Below are 15274 nucleotides of genomic sequence, written 5' to 3'. Positions count from 1 at the left end.
CGTAAATTGAATTTTATTAATTTCTAATGGGTTGACTTCGATTTTCCCACTTAAGATCTTTTAGGATAGATGAATCTATACCGATAAAGAAGTACCATCTTTTGTATTGTCCGAATGGGGTCCAGTTAAAACGCATGGTAAAACTCTTCAAATCTCGTTGAAAACGTAATTGAGTTAAAGTGAAACCTTGATTTTTAAAATCATAACCAGAAGAACCACCTACCGACCATCTCGGAGCTAATTCTATATCACCAGAAAACATTAAAGAGTGACTACTGAACTCACTCTGCCTTGCGGAATTTGCATAACTGGCAGAATAAGCTAGTCTTAAGTTCCATGGTATTTTGGTACCGTATATTGGGTTCTCAACATCACTGTTCTTATCATCTTTGCGAACAGGATTGTCGTTGAAATTATCAGCTCTACCAAAGAGATCATCGTCTCTACCACCACTTTGTGCTACATAATCGAAAGGATCTTCCTCTTCTTCTGTTTCATCATCTTCTTTTTTGCCAAACATTTCACTACTAATTGAATAGGAAATGTTGGCATTTGCTCTTGTAAGCCTAAAAAGGCTGCCGCCATTGTCAATATTCCAAGTGTCAATTCTTTTGCCATTATTGTCAATGGCATAAGGATCTAGACCTGCTGAAAAGTTAATCGACATTTTATTGTTTAAAATATTTGTACCACCATTTACGGTCAAAGGATTTAAACGAAGTGAATCAGATTCAAAATTATACCCTGTTGAGATATTGAAGTTGCTTAATAAAGAAACTTTTTTAGGTTCTATTTTAGTGGAATCCTTATCTCTAACTTTTGCCTCAAGGGTGTTGGCTAAAGAAAAACCTAAACTATTAGATTTACCTAATGAAGGTGCACCGTTTAGGGTTCCTTGAAAACGGCTAAATTGAACAACATCGCCATCACCATCAATATATTCATCATAAAACTGGTCAAAAGAAGGTGCGTAGCCATAACTTATTGATGGGCGCATGGTGTGCCGTATCGCTTGTATTTTCTTGTCTTCACCTAAATCGAAAGTTCCATAAAGTGTAGTACCAATGCTTGCGCTAAAATTATATTTATTATAACGGTCAAAACCACTTACCGTGTCTCGCACTATTGACTTGGTTTCCGCATCATAACTTTGATTGTACGTTTCTAAAGTCCAAACATCTTCATAGTTGCCGCCAACACTTACGCTAAAAAATTTAGCTACTTTAAAGTTTGTGGTTAACGGTATACGATGCCTTGCGCCAACTTTAGCATTATCGAACATTCTAGAGGTTAGAAAATCATCATCGTTGGTAGTTAATCTGTTTTGTGCATTAACATCATATTGAAAATTAATGTTTTGTATAATTCCTTTTTTTATACCATCTCTTTTTGCAAAAGGATAAATACGCTCCATGCTTGCCTGAAAAGTAGGCAGGGTCATGTTAATATTATCCGCATCAGAGGCGGTTGCAGTTGGTGATGTTAATTGTGAATGTGTCGCCGTCAAACTCATGTTGACTGACGGATATTCAGGAAATGTTTTAGAATATGAAATAGACGATGAGAGTGTGTTGTTTTGAGTATTAGGTAAATTTCGTTGCTGTAACGAATTTCTGTAATATTCACTACTACCTAAGTTTACCGAGGCCGAAAATCTAGAGTTAGGGCTAGATTTTGGATCTTGTGAATGTGAGAATTGAATGTTATAATTTTTTGATAAGCTATAATCACTAAAGCCTTTTTGGCTTCGAACTTGATTTTCATACCTCAGATTAACATTTCCTCTATATTTATATCTTTTGGTGTAGATAGAGGCTGATCTAAAAGCATAGCTTCCATTTGTGTAAAAATCCCCTGAAAGAGTTACATCGGCGTAATCACCTAATGGAACATAATACCCCATATCTTGCAAAAAATACCCTGTATTTGGGTCATTACCAAAAGAGGGCATTAAAATACCTGCAGATCTGCCTACTCCTAAAGGAAAATAAGCAAAAGGCATTGCTATAGGGGTTGGCACATCTGCTATGTATAAATTGCTAAAACCAGCAATGACCTTTTTGCCAGGAACAAACTTGGCCTTTCGAACCCTAATATAATAATCAGGATTTATAGTGTCTGTAGACGTAGTAAGTTTACCTTCACTTAAAAAATATACCGAATCATTTTCCTTTTTTGTAATCTCGGCATATACTTTCATGGCATCGCTACCTAGTTGCCCTGCGGCTGCCTGCTGTTCGGTTCTTGAATTCCAAATTAAAGCTTTCTGTGTATCAAAATTAAAACGAATAGAATCTGGTATAACAATGTTTGATCCTTGTTTAAAATAGGGCAGTTGAGAATAATTACCTAAAGAATCTTTCATTCTGCCAGCGTAAACTTCGTTTTTTATATAATCCATAATGATTATACCCGCCTTTAACTCAGTATCCTGATAGTAAATTTCTGCCTCGTTGTAGAGATATATTTTATTTTCCTTTTGACTTAATTTAACGTAATCTTTCGCCTTATAGGTTATTTTATCTAATAATAAAGGAGGTTTTTTATTAATAGAATCATTAGCTAACGAATCTGCCGTAATAGAATCTCTAATGCTTGTGGAGGGGAATAATGGGGCAGTAATAGAATCTTTCTCTACTTTAATGTTTAGAGGAGTGATTTTTCCTTCTTGTCCGAAGGCATAAAAAGCACCGGCAAAAACTACGAATAGGAAAAGTAAGTATTGTTTGTTTGATTGCAAGGCTATATATCCTATTTTTGTAAAGGTTTGGCAGTCCAATGAGCCATTGTTTCAGATGTCAAACTTACATATATTTTTTAATCCTAATGTAGGGTGTTACAATAAATTTAACCATTATCAGGGCTATATAATCCCTAGTACTTATGAAAATAAAATTCTTTTGCATTTCACTAGTTATAGTAATCTCATTTTTGCTTCAATCTTTTACAGGGTTAGATACAGAAAAAAAGTCTGATGACCCTTTTATTGTTGTATTAGATGCTGGTCATGGTGGCCATGATCCTGGTAACTTAGGTAATGGTTATCTAGAAAAAAAGATAGCACTTAATATAGTTTTGAAAGTAGGTGAAATTTTATCTAATAATAAAGATATTAAGGTTATTTACACACGTAAAGATGATACTTTCATCGATTTGTATGTAAGAGGCGAAGTAGCGAATAAGGCAAATGCAGATTTATTTGTTTCGGTTCATTGTGATTCTCATACTTCAGACGCACATGGTGCAGGAACTTTTGTACTTGGACTGCATGCCAATAAGCAAAACTTTGAAATTGCCAAGAAAGAGAACTCTGTAATTTATTTAGAGGATAATTACGAAAATAGATATGCTGATTATGATATTAATTCACCGGAATCTGTTATTGGACTGACGATAATGCAAGAAGAATTTTTAGATCAGAGTGTAGCTTTGGCTACCATGATTCAGGAGAATTTTTCAAGTTCTTTAAAGAGGACGGATAGACAAGTGAAGCAGGCTGGTTTTATTGTGTTGCATCAAACCTTTATGCCTAGTGTTTTGGTTGAAACGGGTTTCTTAACCAATAAAGATGAAGGTGCCTATTTGAATTCAGGTAAAGGTCAAAACGAAATAGGAAATGCTATTGCAAAAGCAATATTGCATTATAAAGAGGGGGTTCAGCCAACCATAAAAACAGTAGAAACATCTATTGAGAAACCAAAAGCACCACCAATTAAAGAAGAAATTGCTGTAATAAAACAACAAGAACCGACTGATGTTCCCGCAAAAGCTGAAGAAGTAAAAGATGTTATAGAAAAGCCTGTAGTTGTAGCTAATCCAAAGGAGGCTATTACTTCTAAAGAGGTTGCAGAATCAATTATATTTAAGATTCAGTTAATGGCTAGTAGTAAAAATGTACAACTAACTTCTGCTAATTTTAATGGTCTTTCAAATTTGTCGCAAGAGCCTTATAAAAATTTATATCGTTATATGTACGGGGAAACCAGGTCATATAGAGAAGCGAAAATGATGCAAACCTTAGCACAAGAAAAAGGATATAAGTCAGCGTACATAGTTGCTTATAAATTAGGAGAAAGAATTCCTATTAAACAAGCAATGGATGAGGTTTCTGAATTAACTCCATAAAGTGTGAATATTATTCCTAATTTTGAGTATACTAAAAATATAATTGCTTGAAACTATCTAGAGAAGTAAAAACAGGAATTATTGTAATAGGAGGTATTCTTTTGTTTATCATGGGATTCAGCTATTTGAAATCCACTCCTATTTTTGACAACAGCAAAACTTTCTATGCCGTTTATCCGAATGTTGGCGGACTCCAATCTGGTACATCCGTGTCAATTAACGGGTTTAGTGTTGGAAAAGTTAATGATATAAAGTTTTTGGATGAAAAAGGGAATTTATTAGTGACTTTTACGGTTGGTAATGATTTTAAATTCTCTAAAACTAGTCTAGTTGAACTTTACGACACAGGCATAATAGGAGGTAAGGGATTGCAAATTAGACCTGTTTTTGATACTACTGGTATTGCGCAATCTGGTGATACCTTAAAAACTGAGACAAGGCCAGGTATTACAGATTTAGCACAACAAAAATTAACTCCTTTGGTGCGTAAGTTCGAATCTGCAATTTCTGGCGCTGATTCTGTTTTAGTTAACGTAAATTCTGTCTTAGATTCAAAGACGAAAAAGGAATTGAAAGAAGTGATAGGAGGACTGAATGTTTTAATATCAAGTTTAAACCAGAGTGCCACTTCACTTAATTCTGTCTTAGAAGGAAATAAGGAAAAATTAGATAATTCATTTAAGAATTTTGATGTACTTACTTCAAATTTCGCTAAGCTTTCAGATTCATTGAATTCAGCAGGTTTGGGGCGTACTTTGGCAAGTTTAGAATCAACCATGGCCAGTTTAGATAAGATAACCCAAAAAATTGAAAATGGCGATGGTACCCTAGGTTTACTGATGAACGATAAGGAACTATACTCAAATTTGAATAGTACTAGCAGAGAATTAGACCTTCTCTTACAAGATTTTCGTTTAAACCCAAAACGCTATGTCAATGTTTCTGTCTTCGGCAAAAAACAAAAGGATTATACAGTTCCAGAAGAAGATCCAGCTGATAAAATAGAAGAATAAATTTATGCAGTATCTCCCTAATATTATTTTTGTACTCTTACTCATAGTTGGTGTCGGATTCTTTGTTAAGAATATTTCAAAATTAAAACGAAATATCTTCCTTGGTAAGGAGTCTTCTATAAATGACAATAAGTCACAGCGATGGAAAAATATGGCCAAGATTGCTTTAGGTCAATCTAAGATGGTTGTTCGCCCTATTGCAGGTTTTCTTCACATTATCGTTTATGTTGGTTTTGTTATAATTAATATCGAAGTACTTGAAATTATCTTAGACGGTATTTTTGGTACACATAGAATGTTTTCTGTATTAGGTGGGTTATATAGTTTTCTAATTGCATCGTTTGAGGTATTGGCATTATTAGTGATTATTGCAGTAGTTGTTTTTTGGATAAGAAGAAATGTTATTCGTTTAAAAAGATTCTTTAAACCAGAAATGACGGGTTGGCCAAAAAATGATGGTAATCTTATTCTGTATATCGAATTGGTATTGATGTTTTTATTTCTTACTATGAATGCAGTAGATTATCAATTGCAACAAATGGGAGCCGAACATTATGCTAAAGCTGGTTCGTTTCCAATTAGTAGTTTTATAGCTCCGTTATTCGAAAATTTATCGATATCAACTTTAATAGTAATTGAACGTACTGCTTGGTGGTTACATATTGCAGGAATTTTATTTTTCCTCAACTATTTGTACTATTCTAAACACTTACATATACTACTTGCATTTCCGAATACTTATTATGGTAAACTAACTCCGAAAGGGCAGTTTAAGAACTTGCAATCTGTAACCGATGAAGTTCGTATGATGATGGATCCAGATGCTGATCCTTATGCGGAGCCTGCAGAAGATGCTGCAGTACCAGATAAATTTGGTGCTTCAGACGTACAAGATTTAAGTTGGGTTCAATTATTAAATGCCTACACCTGTACCGAATGTGGAAGATGTACCAGTGAATGTCCGGCAAATCAAACAGGTAAAAAATTGTCTCCTCGTAAGATAATGATGGATACTCGTGACCGCCTTGAGGAAGTGGGTAAGAATATAGATGAGAATAATGGCGAGTTTAAAGATGATGGCAAGCAATTATTGAACGATTATATTAGTCCAGAAGAATTATGGGCTTGTACTTCGTGTAATGCTTGTGTAGAAGCTTGTCCTATTAGTATTGACCCTCTTTCCATAATTATGGATATGCGACAATATTTAGTTATGGAACAATCTGCTGCTCCAACAGATTTGAATAACATGATGGGTAATATTGAAAATAATGGAGCACCTTGGCCATTTAACCAAATGGACCGTTTAAACTGGAGTAAAGAATCTTAAAAGAAGATATGGTAAGTGAATTGAAAGTGCCTACAATGGCAGAATTTTTTGCGGCGGGTACCGTGCCTGAGGTTTTATTTTGGGTAGGTTGTGCCGGTAGTTTTGATGACAGGGCAAAAAAGATAACAAAAGCTTTCGTTAAGATTTTGAATAAGGCTAATGTATCATTTGCTGTTTTAGGTACTGAAGAAAGTTGTACTGGTGACCCAGCTAAACGTGCAGGTAATGAATTTTTGTTTCAAATGCAGGCAGTTACCAATATAGAGGTGCTAAATGCCTATGAAATTAAGAAGATAGTAACAGCTTGTCCTCATTGTTTTAATACCATTAAAAATGAATACCCTGGTTTAGGAGGAAATTATGAAGTTGTTCACCATACACAGTTTTTAAAAGAACTGCTAAGCGAAGGTAGAATTTCGATTGAAGGTGGAATGTTTAAAGGTAAAAGAATCACTTTTCATGATCCTTGTTATTTGGGCAGGGCTAATGGTGTTTATGAAGCTCCAAGAGATCTTATTCGAAAATTGGATGCAGAGTTGGTAGAAATGAAAAGCTGTAAACAAAGAGGTCTTTGTTGTGGTGCTGGTGGTGCACAAATGTTTAAAGAACCTGAAAAAGGGGATAAAGACGTGAATATTGAACGCACCGAGCAAGCCTTAGAAATAAAGCCTGATATAATTGCAGCAGGATGTCCTTTTTGTAATACGATGATGACCGATGGTGTTAAGAATAAAGAGAAGGAAGATTCAATTGCTGTAATGGACATTGCAGAGTTGATTGCGACCGCAGAAGATTTATAACTTTTAAATTACATAATTTGCTAGTAGAATTTAATACGTTACCAGAGACTGCAAGAGTTTGGATATATCAATGTAGCCGTTCATTTTCTGAAGATGAGTTAGTTGATATAAGGTCTGAAGTTGATGTGTTTTTACGAAATTGGACAGCCCACGGTAATGATCTAAATGCGGGGTATGAGATAAAGTATAAGAGATTTATAGTAATTGCATTAGATCAGAATACACAAAGCGCTACAGGTTGTTCAATTGATGCATCTGTTCATTTTATTCAAGCTTTAGAAAAGAAATATGACGTTTTGTTATTGGATAAAATGAATGTGTCTTATAAACAAGGGGAGTTCGTAGCTTATAAAAGCTTACTTGACTTTAAGGCAATGGCGAAGCAAAAAGCTGTTTCAAAGAATACCATTGTATTCAACAATTTGGTAACCAATAAAGGTGAATACCTTGAACATTGGGAAGTACCAGCCTCTGAGAGTTGGCATGCTCGTTTTCTATAAAACGATTTCTTCTTAACTATCATTATTATTGGGTTTTATCGATGAAATGCAATAATTTCATGCCATAATAGTTATCTCAGTACATACATTTTTATGCGCCTTATTTTAATATTTTTTTGTGGTTTATTTTGTTGTTCAAGCCTTCTTGCTCAAAATCCTTTAGTTACTAAGGATAGCTTAGCTCAAAAGACTTGGGTTGATAGGCAATATGAAAAAATGACCTTAAATGAAAAGTTGGGTCAATTGTTTATGGTTAGCGTCGCATCAAATCAAAGTAAGCAAGCAACAGATCAGATTAAAAATTTGATTATTAAAGAAAATTTAGGAGGAGTTATTTTTTCTAAAGGTGGGCCTGTTAGGCAAGCCTTGCTTACGAATGAATATCAGGCGGCATCAAAATTTCCTTTATTAATTGGTATGGATGCAGAATGGGGACTATCCATGAGGTTAGATTCTACCTATGCCTTTCCATGGAATATGACTTTAGGTGCCATACAGGATAGTTCAGTGGTTGAAAAGGTAGGCTATCAGATTGGTAAGCATGCAAAACGATTGGGAGTACATATCAATTTTGCTCCAGATTTAGATATTAATACAAATCCGAATAATCCCATAATAGGCAATCGTTCGTTTGGTGAAAATAGAGATAATGTAGTTGAAAAGGGAATCGCATTTGTTAAGGGTATGGAGCGTGCAGGCGTTTTGGCAAATGGTAAACATTTTCCGGGTCATGGGGATACCGAAGTAGATTCACATCACAATTTACCGGTAATACCTTTTTCTAAAAAACGTCTTGATAGTTTAGAATTATATCCTTTTAAGAAAATGATTGCTTCTGGATTAAGCAGTATAATGGTAGCACACTTAGAAGTGCCTGCACTAGAAATAAAAAAAGGATTGCCTTCTTCTATCTCTGAACAAATAATTTCAGGACTTCTTAAAGAAGACCTTGGCTATAAAGGATTGATTTTTACTGATGCCCTTAATATGAAAGGAGTGTCGACCAAAGGAAGTGATGGCAGTGTAGAATTGTCAGCATTTATGGCTGGTAATGATATGCTTTTAATGCCAGAGAATGTAGTAAGTGCTAAATTGAAGTTAACAAATGCTTATGAAAAAGGCAGATTGACCGAAGTACGCTTAGCATATTCGGTTAAAAAAATTCTTTTAGCAAAATACAAAGCAGGTTTAAATAATTATAAGCCAATTGCTTTAGATAATCTATATGATGATTTAAACAGCTTAGAAGACGATATTATTTATGAAGAGGCCATTGAGAATGCGATTACTATTGTAAAGAATAAGTTAGACTTAATGGCTATCAAAAATTTGGACAATAAGAAAATTGCCTATGTGAAGTTCGGTGATGCTTCTAATAATGCTTTTGTGAAAGGACTGAAAAATTACGCAAACGTAACAGTTGTAGATGCGAATGATATCAACACCTTAAAAGTGAAATTAAAAGAATTTAACCTTGTTATAATTGGCCATCATAAAAGTAATGAAAGCCCATGGAAAGGCTACAAATTTAGTGCAACCGAGCTAAATTGGTTGCAAGAGATTGCGGCCGAAAGAACGTCTAATCTTATACTTTGTGTTTTTGCTAAACCTTATGCTTTGTCTGATATTAAGTCATTTCAGAATATTGATGCTGTAGTTATGTCTTATCAGAATAGTGATTTAGCTCAAGAGAAAACTGCTGAAGTTCTTTTTGGCGCGGTAGGAGCTTCAGGGAAATTACCGGTTAGTGCACACTCTGATTTTCCGGTAAATTCAGGAATTAAAACACAATCACTAAGTAGGCTTGGTTATAGTATACCTGAGCGAGTAGGTATGAGTTCGAAAGGCTTAGGGGATATTGACCGTATGGTGAATGATGGGTTGGATAGTTTAATGTTTCCGGGAGCGCAAATTTTGGTGGCAAGAAAAGGCAAAATTATATATCAAAAAAGTTTTGGGAAGCCTACCTATGATTCCAAAGAAAAAATAACTAATGATTATATCTATGATTTGGCTTCATTGACAAAAATATTGTCAACGTTGCCCATGGTAATGAAGATGGAAGAGGAAGGTAAAATTGGGTTGAATGATACTTTTGAAGAATTAGTACCAAATTATTCCGATACCGAAATTAAAAATGTAACCGTTTTAAAGGCTTTGTCACATTATGGTCGCTTACCTGCATGGATACCTTTTTACATTAATACATTAGATGAAAATAGGAAGCCATCTGGTGAGTTTTATCGAAATTCACCATTGCCTGGTTTTTCAACTAAAGTCTATGATAACCTTTATTTGGTAGATGCCTATAAAGATTCGATTTATAATAGAATTGGAAGGCAAGATTTAAAGTCTAATCGATATCGTTATAGCGATGTACCTTACTATGTGATGAAAAAGGTTATTGAAGAAAATTATGGTCAACGCTTAGATTATTTGACCAATAATTTTCTATATAGTCGGCTTGGTGCTAACCATACCTCATACAATCCTTTAGATAAGTTTGAAAAAAATATGATTGTACCTTCAGAAGAAGATGATTATTATAGATACGGTACTGTACAAGGTTATGTTCATGATATGGGGGCAGCGATGCAAGCAGGAGTAGGAGGACATGCCGGACTTTTTAGTAACTCAAATGATGTAGCGAAGATTATGCAAATGTATCTTCAAAACGGATATTATGGCGGCACCAAATTTTTTGATTCTAGAACAGTTAAGAAATTTAATACTTGCTATTTTTGCGATATGAATGTGCGTAGGGGAGTGGGTTTTGATAAACCACAATTAGAACATAGCGGACCAACCTGTGGTTGTGTTTCTAGAAAAAGTTTTGGTCATAGTGGTTTTACAGGTACATATACTTGGGCTGACCCTGAAGAAGAAATTGTTTATGTGTTTTTATCTAACAGAACATATCCATCAGCTTCTAATACTTTATTAGTTAAATCTGGGTTAAGAACTAGAATTCAACAAGTCATTTACGACTCAATTATAAATTAAAAAGCTAGTTTTGTAGTAATGAAAATAGCAATAGTATGTTACCCTACTTTTGGTGGTAGTGGTGTTGTAGCAACAGAATTAGGAATCGCATTGGCCAATAGAGGTCATGAGATTCATTTTATAACCTACAAACAACCTGTGCGTTTAGAGTTGTTAAGTAATAAAATATTCTTTCACGAAGTTCACGTTCCTGAATATCCACTCTTTCATTATCAACCTTACGAGCTGGCATTATCTAGTAAATTGGTAGATACCATAAAGCTTCATAAGATAGATTTATTACACGTTCATTATGCCATACCACATGCATATGCGGGGTATATGGCTAAGAAAATGCTAGAAGAAGAAGGAATTTTTGTTCCTATGATTACAACACTTCATGGAACCGATATAACTCTAGTAGGTAAGCATCCTTTTTATAAACCTGCGGTAACCTTCAGTATAAATCAATCTGACGTGGTTACTTCAGTATCTGAGAGCTTGAAAAAGGGAACTTTGGAAACTTTTGATATTAAAGGTGAAATTGAAGTTATACCTAATTTTATTGATGCCAAAAAATATAGTACATCCTTTACCGATTGCCAACGTTCTAATATGGCTACTGAAGACGAGCGAATAGTTACACATATCAGCAATTTTAGAAAGGTTAAACGAATTCCTGATGTTATCAAGGTATTTAGTAAAATTCAACTAGAAATACCCTCTAAGCTTATTATGGTGGGCGAGGGCCCTGAAAAAGAAGGTGCTGAAAGACTTTGCGAAGAATTAGGTATAGCTGATAAGGTTATCTTTTTAGGTAATAGTAACGAAATCGATAAAATCTTGTGTTTTTCAGATTTGTTTCTTTTACCGTCGGAAACAGAGAGTTTTGGTCTTGCAGCTTTAGAAGCTATGATAAATAAAGTACCTGTAATATCAAGTAATGCTGGAGGTATTCCTGAGGTGAACAAAGAAGGGGTAAGTGGATTTCTTAGCGATGTTGGTGATATTGAAGATATGGCAGCTAAAGCAATAACTATTTTAAAAAATGATGAGGTATTAGAAAGGTTTAAACTTAACGCTCTACAAGAAGCTCATAAATTTGATATACAGAAAGTACTTCCGCTTTATGAAGAAGTTTATGAGAGGGCATTTAAAGGTCGTTTCAAGAATGTATAAATTCGTCACTTTTTTTATCCTTTTTTTTATAGTCCAATTGAATTCATGTAAAAGTTCAGTTACTAGTAGTTTACAGAATTCTAATGAAATGAGTATGCAGAATATCTTGAATGAAAATTATAGTGGTTTTGAAGAAGAAGATTATTTTTTAATTAGAAATCAAGAGGCTTTAAATACTTTTTACGGCAAAATTAATAGAACAAGAAAGCCAGGTTTAGTTCCTCCAGTAGTCGATTTCAGTCAAAATATGCTATTAGTTTGGTGTGGAGATAGTGACACATCTAATTTTGTAGATTTAGAAATAAAAGAGGGTGCTGATAGCTTAATCGTACATAAGCTTGAATCTAAGACTAAGAAACAAAACAATTTTATAGTCAGTCCTTTTAGTATTTTTAAATTACCATTAAGTGTGAAATCTCTAAAGATTCAACAGTAATTCGTCGTTAATTAATCTACATTCAACTACCAATCGATTTTAATTACCGTATACAGAAATTATTTGTCAACTACCTGAACTACAACTAATTTTACATTTAATAACCCAAATTTTATATTATGAAAACTACAAAAGTTTTTGGTTTTTTAATATTATTACTAGCTGTCAATTTTACTTTTGCTCAAGACGAGCTTCAAATTACGGAAAAGGATAGTATTGTTCAGAGTTCATGGATTGTCGGTGTTGGTTTCAATGCTGTTGATGATTCAGGAAACGTTTTTGATGGTATATTCAACGTAGGACAAGAATGGAATATAGTTCCATTTCCTTCTAGAGTAAGCATCGGTAGATATTTTAAGAATGGCTTAGGGATTGAAGCTATTGGTACTTATAATAAATATAAGTCTGGTAATATCATTGATGCAACTGTAATCCTTGAGGATATAAATTATTTTGGTCTCGATGCTCGTTTGACATACGACTTAAATCAAATTATCGGACAAACAGGATGGTTTGATCCATATATTGGAATCGGAGCAGGGTATACAGATGCTAATAATTTGGGTAGAGGTACTTACAATGCAGTGGTAGGATTTAGAACTTGGTTTTCAGATAGGTGGGGTTTAGATTTTAATTCTTCTGGCAAATGGGCTATGAGTCAGGGTGACGGAGCCTCTAACCATATTCAACATGCTGCAGGTGTAGTTTATCAATTTGGAATAGAAAAAGGATTATCGAAAAGAGGAGAAGAAAAGTTAGAGCTTTTGGCAGCAATAGAAAAGGAAAAACAACGTCAAATGGATTCTATAAATGAAGTTAACAGATTAAGAGATGAGGCGTTATTGGCAGAAAGACTTGAAAAGCAAAAAAAGGAAGATGCCTTAGCTGCTGCGGAAAAAGCAAAATTAGATGCTCTTAATAAGAAAAAGGACGAATTAAGATTAAGAATTGAGAATTTAGGCTACGTGTATTTTGATCTTAATTCATCAGTGATAAAAGGAAAGTCTAAAACTATTTTGGATTCGTTGTCGTTGATAATGGAAGAAATTCCAACATTAAAATTAACAATAACCTCCCATACAGATTCTAGAGGTGCCGCTAATTATAACGATTGGTTGTCTCAAAGAAGAGTTGATAAAACAAAAGATTATCTATTGTCTAAAGGTATTTCGGAAGATAAATTAGTTACAGAAGCTTATGGTGAGCGTATGTTATTAAATGAATGTGATGACAATACGTATTGTCCTGAGGAGAAGCATGCTGTAAATAGACGTTCTGAGTTTGTTATAATCGAATTTTGATAAGAAAAAAGTAATCGATTTGTTTAACTAGACTTATATTAATTGGAGGTGAAACTAAGTTAATCATTTATTAATACTATTATTTTAAGGGATGATTCACTAATTTATAGTTGATTTTTAACTTTGGTATTTTGGAAAAAAGGAATAGACCAAGTCAGTATTAATATTACTTATATTATTATTTTCTTGACCAACAATTGTTATAAACTTCTTGGTTAGGATTTTCCTTCCAGGATAAAAAATTAGGCATTTATTTTTTGTCAAATCGTTCCCATTGTAAATCTTCGTTTATGATTTCACAACATACATTATTTAAGGTCGGCACTAACGTTCCATTATAACCTTATCTATTCTGTATCATATAGATTAGGTGATGATGTTATTTTCTTTATACCAAAAATCAATTAAATGCCAGAATAGATTTAAATCTTGTGCAGATGTAGAATTAGAAATCAAAGGGTCACTGTAACTATAAGGACTAACAATATATTTGTAAAGAGTTGGCCTATTTTTTTATTCATGGATTTAATTAATGACTATTAGAATTTTTATAGACACCAGAATACAAAGCATAACTTTAAAGATTAAGTTTATATTGAAGGTATTTTTGGGTAATTTCTGTTTAAATTGGTGAATTGTTTTATTTAAAAAGTATTTAATGCTTTTTAAATCTAAATGCTATTTTAAGATAGTTTGATGAAGGTATTTACCGTAGGTTCTAGCCGGTTTATTTAATAATAGTAATACTTGTTTTTCACTAATTTAGTTGTTAATGCGACAAACATTATATTAAGTTTATGATTTGTGCAAATTTTAACTGCTTAGTTTTGAACTAAAAAAAGACAGTTGTCTATATGTTATAATTTTAGATTTATGACCCAACACCGAAGGTGAAAATAGGCGAGATAGATTCATTTCCAGCACTGTCTTTTGTTACTATCTTCCAATAATAAAAATTACCAGCTACAACTGGAATATCATTATACCGAGACCCAGTAATATTTTCAACAAAAAGTTCTGGATCTTCAGTCTCACCGAAATAAAGGTCATGACCAATTATATCGTTATCGGCATCTTCAGATTTCCAAATTAAATTCACGGTGGTACTTGTTTGTGAAATTGAAGCGCCAGATACGGGTGAAATAGCTTTAGCGGGTAAAGGTGCCGTTAATTCATCCCCTGGGCCAACATTATAGAAACTCCAAGTTTCACTTTTGCTATTTAATACTCCTGTTACAGACCATGAATATGATACATTACGTTGAAGTATAATAGCCGATTCAGTTTCTAGACTTTCATAAACAATTGTATCATTGTTCGAAAGGTCTATTAATTGTAAACTGTATGGGCTGAAATCACTGTCGCCCTCATATTCCCATTCAAAAATAAGCTCGCTTTCTGTGTCAGAAACAATAATACCATCGGTACAGTTGGAATCATTCTCAGGGAATAGCAGCAAGATATTAATTCCGTTATCCGCGTCGGCGTATTCTAATATATCCAAATCGACACCACAAGATTGGAGAATGGTTACTGCCAACAATAGAATCAAACCTTTTTTCATTCTTTTATAAGTTTGAAGAATCTGTTTATGTTATCCTTTTTCAA

At 33.8% G+C, this 15274-nt stretch carries 11 protein-coding genes; 9 read left to right on the top strand and 2 right to left on the bottom strand.

Going from position 1 to position 15274, the window contains the following annotated elements:
- Window positions 1-16: 16 nt before the first annotated feature.
- A complete protein-coding gene (locus B5X55_RS08205; RefSeq protein WP_079512132.1) occupies window positions 17-2740 on the bottom strand; it encodes a putative LPS assembly protein LptD in 2724 nt (907 codons plus the stop codon).
- Between the two features lie 143 nt (window positions 2741-2883).
- Between B5X55_RS08205 and B5X55_RS08200 the strand changes: the two genes are divergently transcribed.
- The 9 genes from B5X55_RS08200 (at window position 2884) to B5X55_RS08160 (ending at window position 13666) form a co-directional block, all read left to right on the top strand.
- A complete protein-coding gene (locus tag B5X55_RS08200; protein WP_079512131.1) occupies window positions 2884-4125 on the top strand; it encodes an N-acetylmuramoyl-L-alanine amidase family protein in 1242 nt (413 codons plus the stop codon).
- A gap of 47 nt (window positions 4126-4172) precedes the next feature.
- Window positions 4173-5138, top strand: coding sequence for an MlaD family protein (locus B5X55_RS08195; RefSeq protein ID WP_079512130.1), 966 nt, complete (start codon window positions 4173-4175; stop codon window positions 5136-5138).
- 4 nt (window positions 5139-5142) lie between these two features.
- Window positions 5143-6468, top strand: a complete 1326-nt coding sequence (locus B5X55_RS08190) for a 4Fe-4S dicluster domain-containing protein (RefSeq protein ID WP_079512129.1) — start codon at window positions 5143-5145, stop codon at window positions 6466-6468.
- 8 nt (window positions 6469-6476) lie between these two features.
- Window positions 6477-7268 carry a (Fe-S)-binding protein gene (locus B5X55_RS08185; RefSeq protein WP_079512128.1) on the top strand — a complete coding sequence of 264 codons (792 nt, stop codon included), beginning with the start codon at window positions 6477-6479 and terminating at the stop codon, window positions 7266-7268.
- Between the two features lie 17 nt (window positions 7269-7285).
- Window positions 7286-7768, top strand: coding sequence for an ABC transporter ATPase (locus B5X55_RS08180; protein WP_079512127.1), 483 nt, complete (start codon window positions 7286-7288; stop codon window positions 7766-7768).
- 93 nt (window positions 7769-7861) lie between these two features.
- Window positions 7862-10771: a serine hydrolase domain-containing protein gene (locus tag B5X55_RS08175; protein ID WP_079512126.1), complete on the top strand. Its 2910-nt coding sequence runs from the start codon at window positions 7862-7864 to the stop codon at window positions 10769-10771.
- An 18-nt stretch (window positions 10772-10789) separates the two neighbouring features.
- Entirely contained in the window at window positions 10790-11929 is a 1140-nt protein-coding gene (bshA, locus tag B5X55_RS08170; protein ID WP_079512125.1) for an N-acetyl-alpha-D-glucosaminyl L-malate synthase BshA, read from the top strand.
- A 94-nt stretch (window positions 11930-12023) separates the two neighbouring features.
- Window positions 12024-12365 (top strand): hypothetical protein, encoded by a 342-nt coding sequence (locus B5X55_RS08165; protein WP_143814437.1) that lies wholly within the window; start codon window positions 12024-12026, stop codon window positions 12363-12365.
- Between the two features lie 119 nt (window positions 12366-12484).
- Window positions 12485-13666 carry an OmpA family protein gene (locus B5X55_RS08160; protein WP_079512123.1) on the top strand — a complete coding sequence of 394 codons (1182 nt, stop codon included), beginning with the start codon at window positions 12485-12487 and terminating at the stop codon, window positions 13664-13666.
- Window positions 13667-14537: 871 nt separating this feature from the next.
- Here B5X55_RS08160 and B5X55_RS08155 read toward each other — a convergent pair.
- Window positions 14538-15230 carry a fibronectin type III domain-containing protein gene (locus B5X55_RS08155; RefSeq protein ID WP_079512122.1) on the bottom strand — a complete coding sequence of 231 codons (693 nt, stop codon included), beginning with the start codon at window positions 15228-15230 and terminating at the stop codon, window positions 14538-14540.
- Window positions 15231-15274: the final 44 nt, after the last annotated feature.

This window comes from Maribacter arcticus, from assembly GCF_900167935.1.
GTDB classification, from domain to species: Bacteria; Bacteroidota; Bacteroidia; order Flavobacteriales; family Flavobacteriaceae; genus Maribacter; species Maribacter arcticus.
The sequence above is the reverse complement of the archived record's forward strand: the minus strand, read 5'-3'. Positions and strand labels throughout refer to the sequence as shown.

What these genes read in the sequence shown, in the direction of transcription:
- B5X55_RS08160 (WP_079512123.1), top strand. Translation starts at nt 12,485, where the DNA reads ATGAAAACTACAAAAGTTTTTGGTTTTTTAATATTATTACTAGCTGTC.
- B5X55_RS08190 (WP_079512129.1), top strand. Translation starts at nt 5,143, where the DNA reads ATGCAGTATCTCCCTAATATTATTTTTGTACTCTTACTCATAGTTGGT.
- B5X55_RS08165 (WP_143814437.1), top strand. Translation starts at nt 12,024, where the DNA reads ATGCAGAATATCTTGAATGAAAATTATAGTGGTTTTGAAGAAGAAGAT.
- B5X55_RS08185 (WP_079512128.1), top strand. Translation starts at nt 6,477, where the DNA reads ATGGTAAGTGAATTGAAAGTGCCTACAATGGCAGAATTTTTTGCGGCG.
- B5X55_RS08155 (WP_079512122.1), bottom strand. Translation starts at nt 15,230, where the DNA reads ATGAAAAAAGGTTTGATTCTATTGTTGGCAGTAACCATTCTCCAATCT.
- B5X55_RS08200 (WP_079512131.1), top strand. Translation starts at nt 2,884, where the DNA reads ATGAAAATAAAATTCTTTTGCATTTCACTAGTTATAGTAATCTCATTT.
- B5X55_RS08175 (WP_079512126.1), top strand. Translation starts at nt 7,862, where the DNA reads ATGCGCCTTATTTTAATATTTTTTTGTGGTTTATTTTGTTGTTCAAGC.
- bshA (WP_079512125.1), top strand. Translation starts at nt 10,790, where the DNA reads ATGAAAATAGCAATAGTATGTTACCCTACTTTTGGTGGTAGTGGTGTT.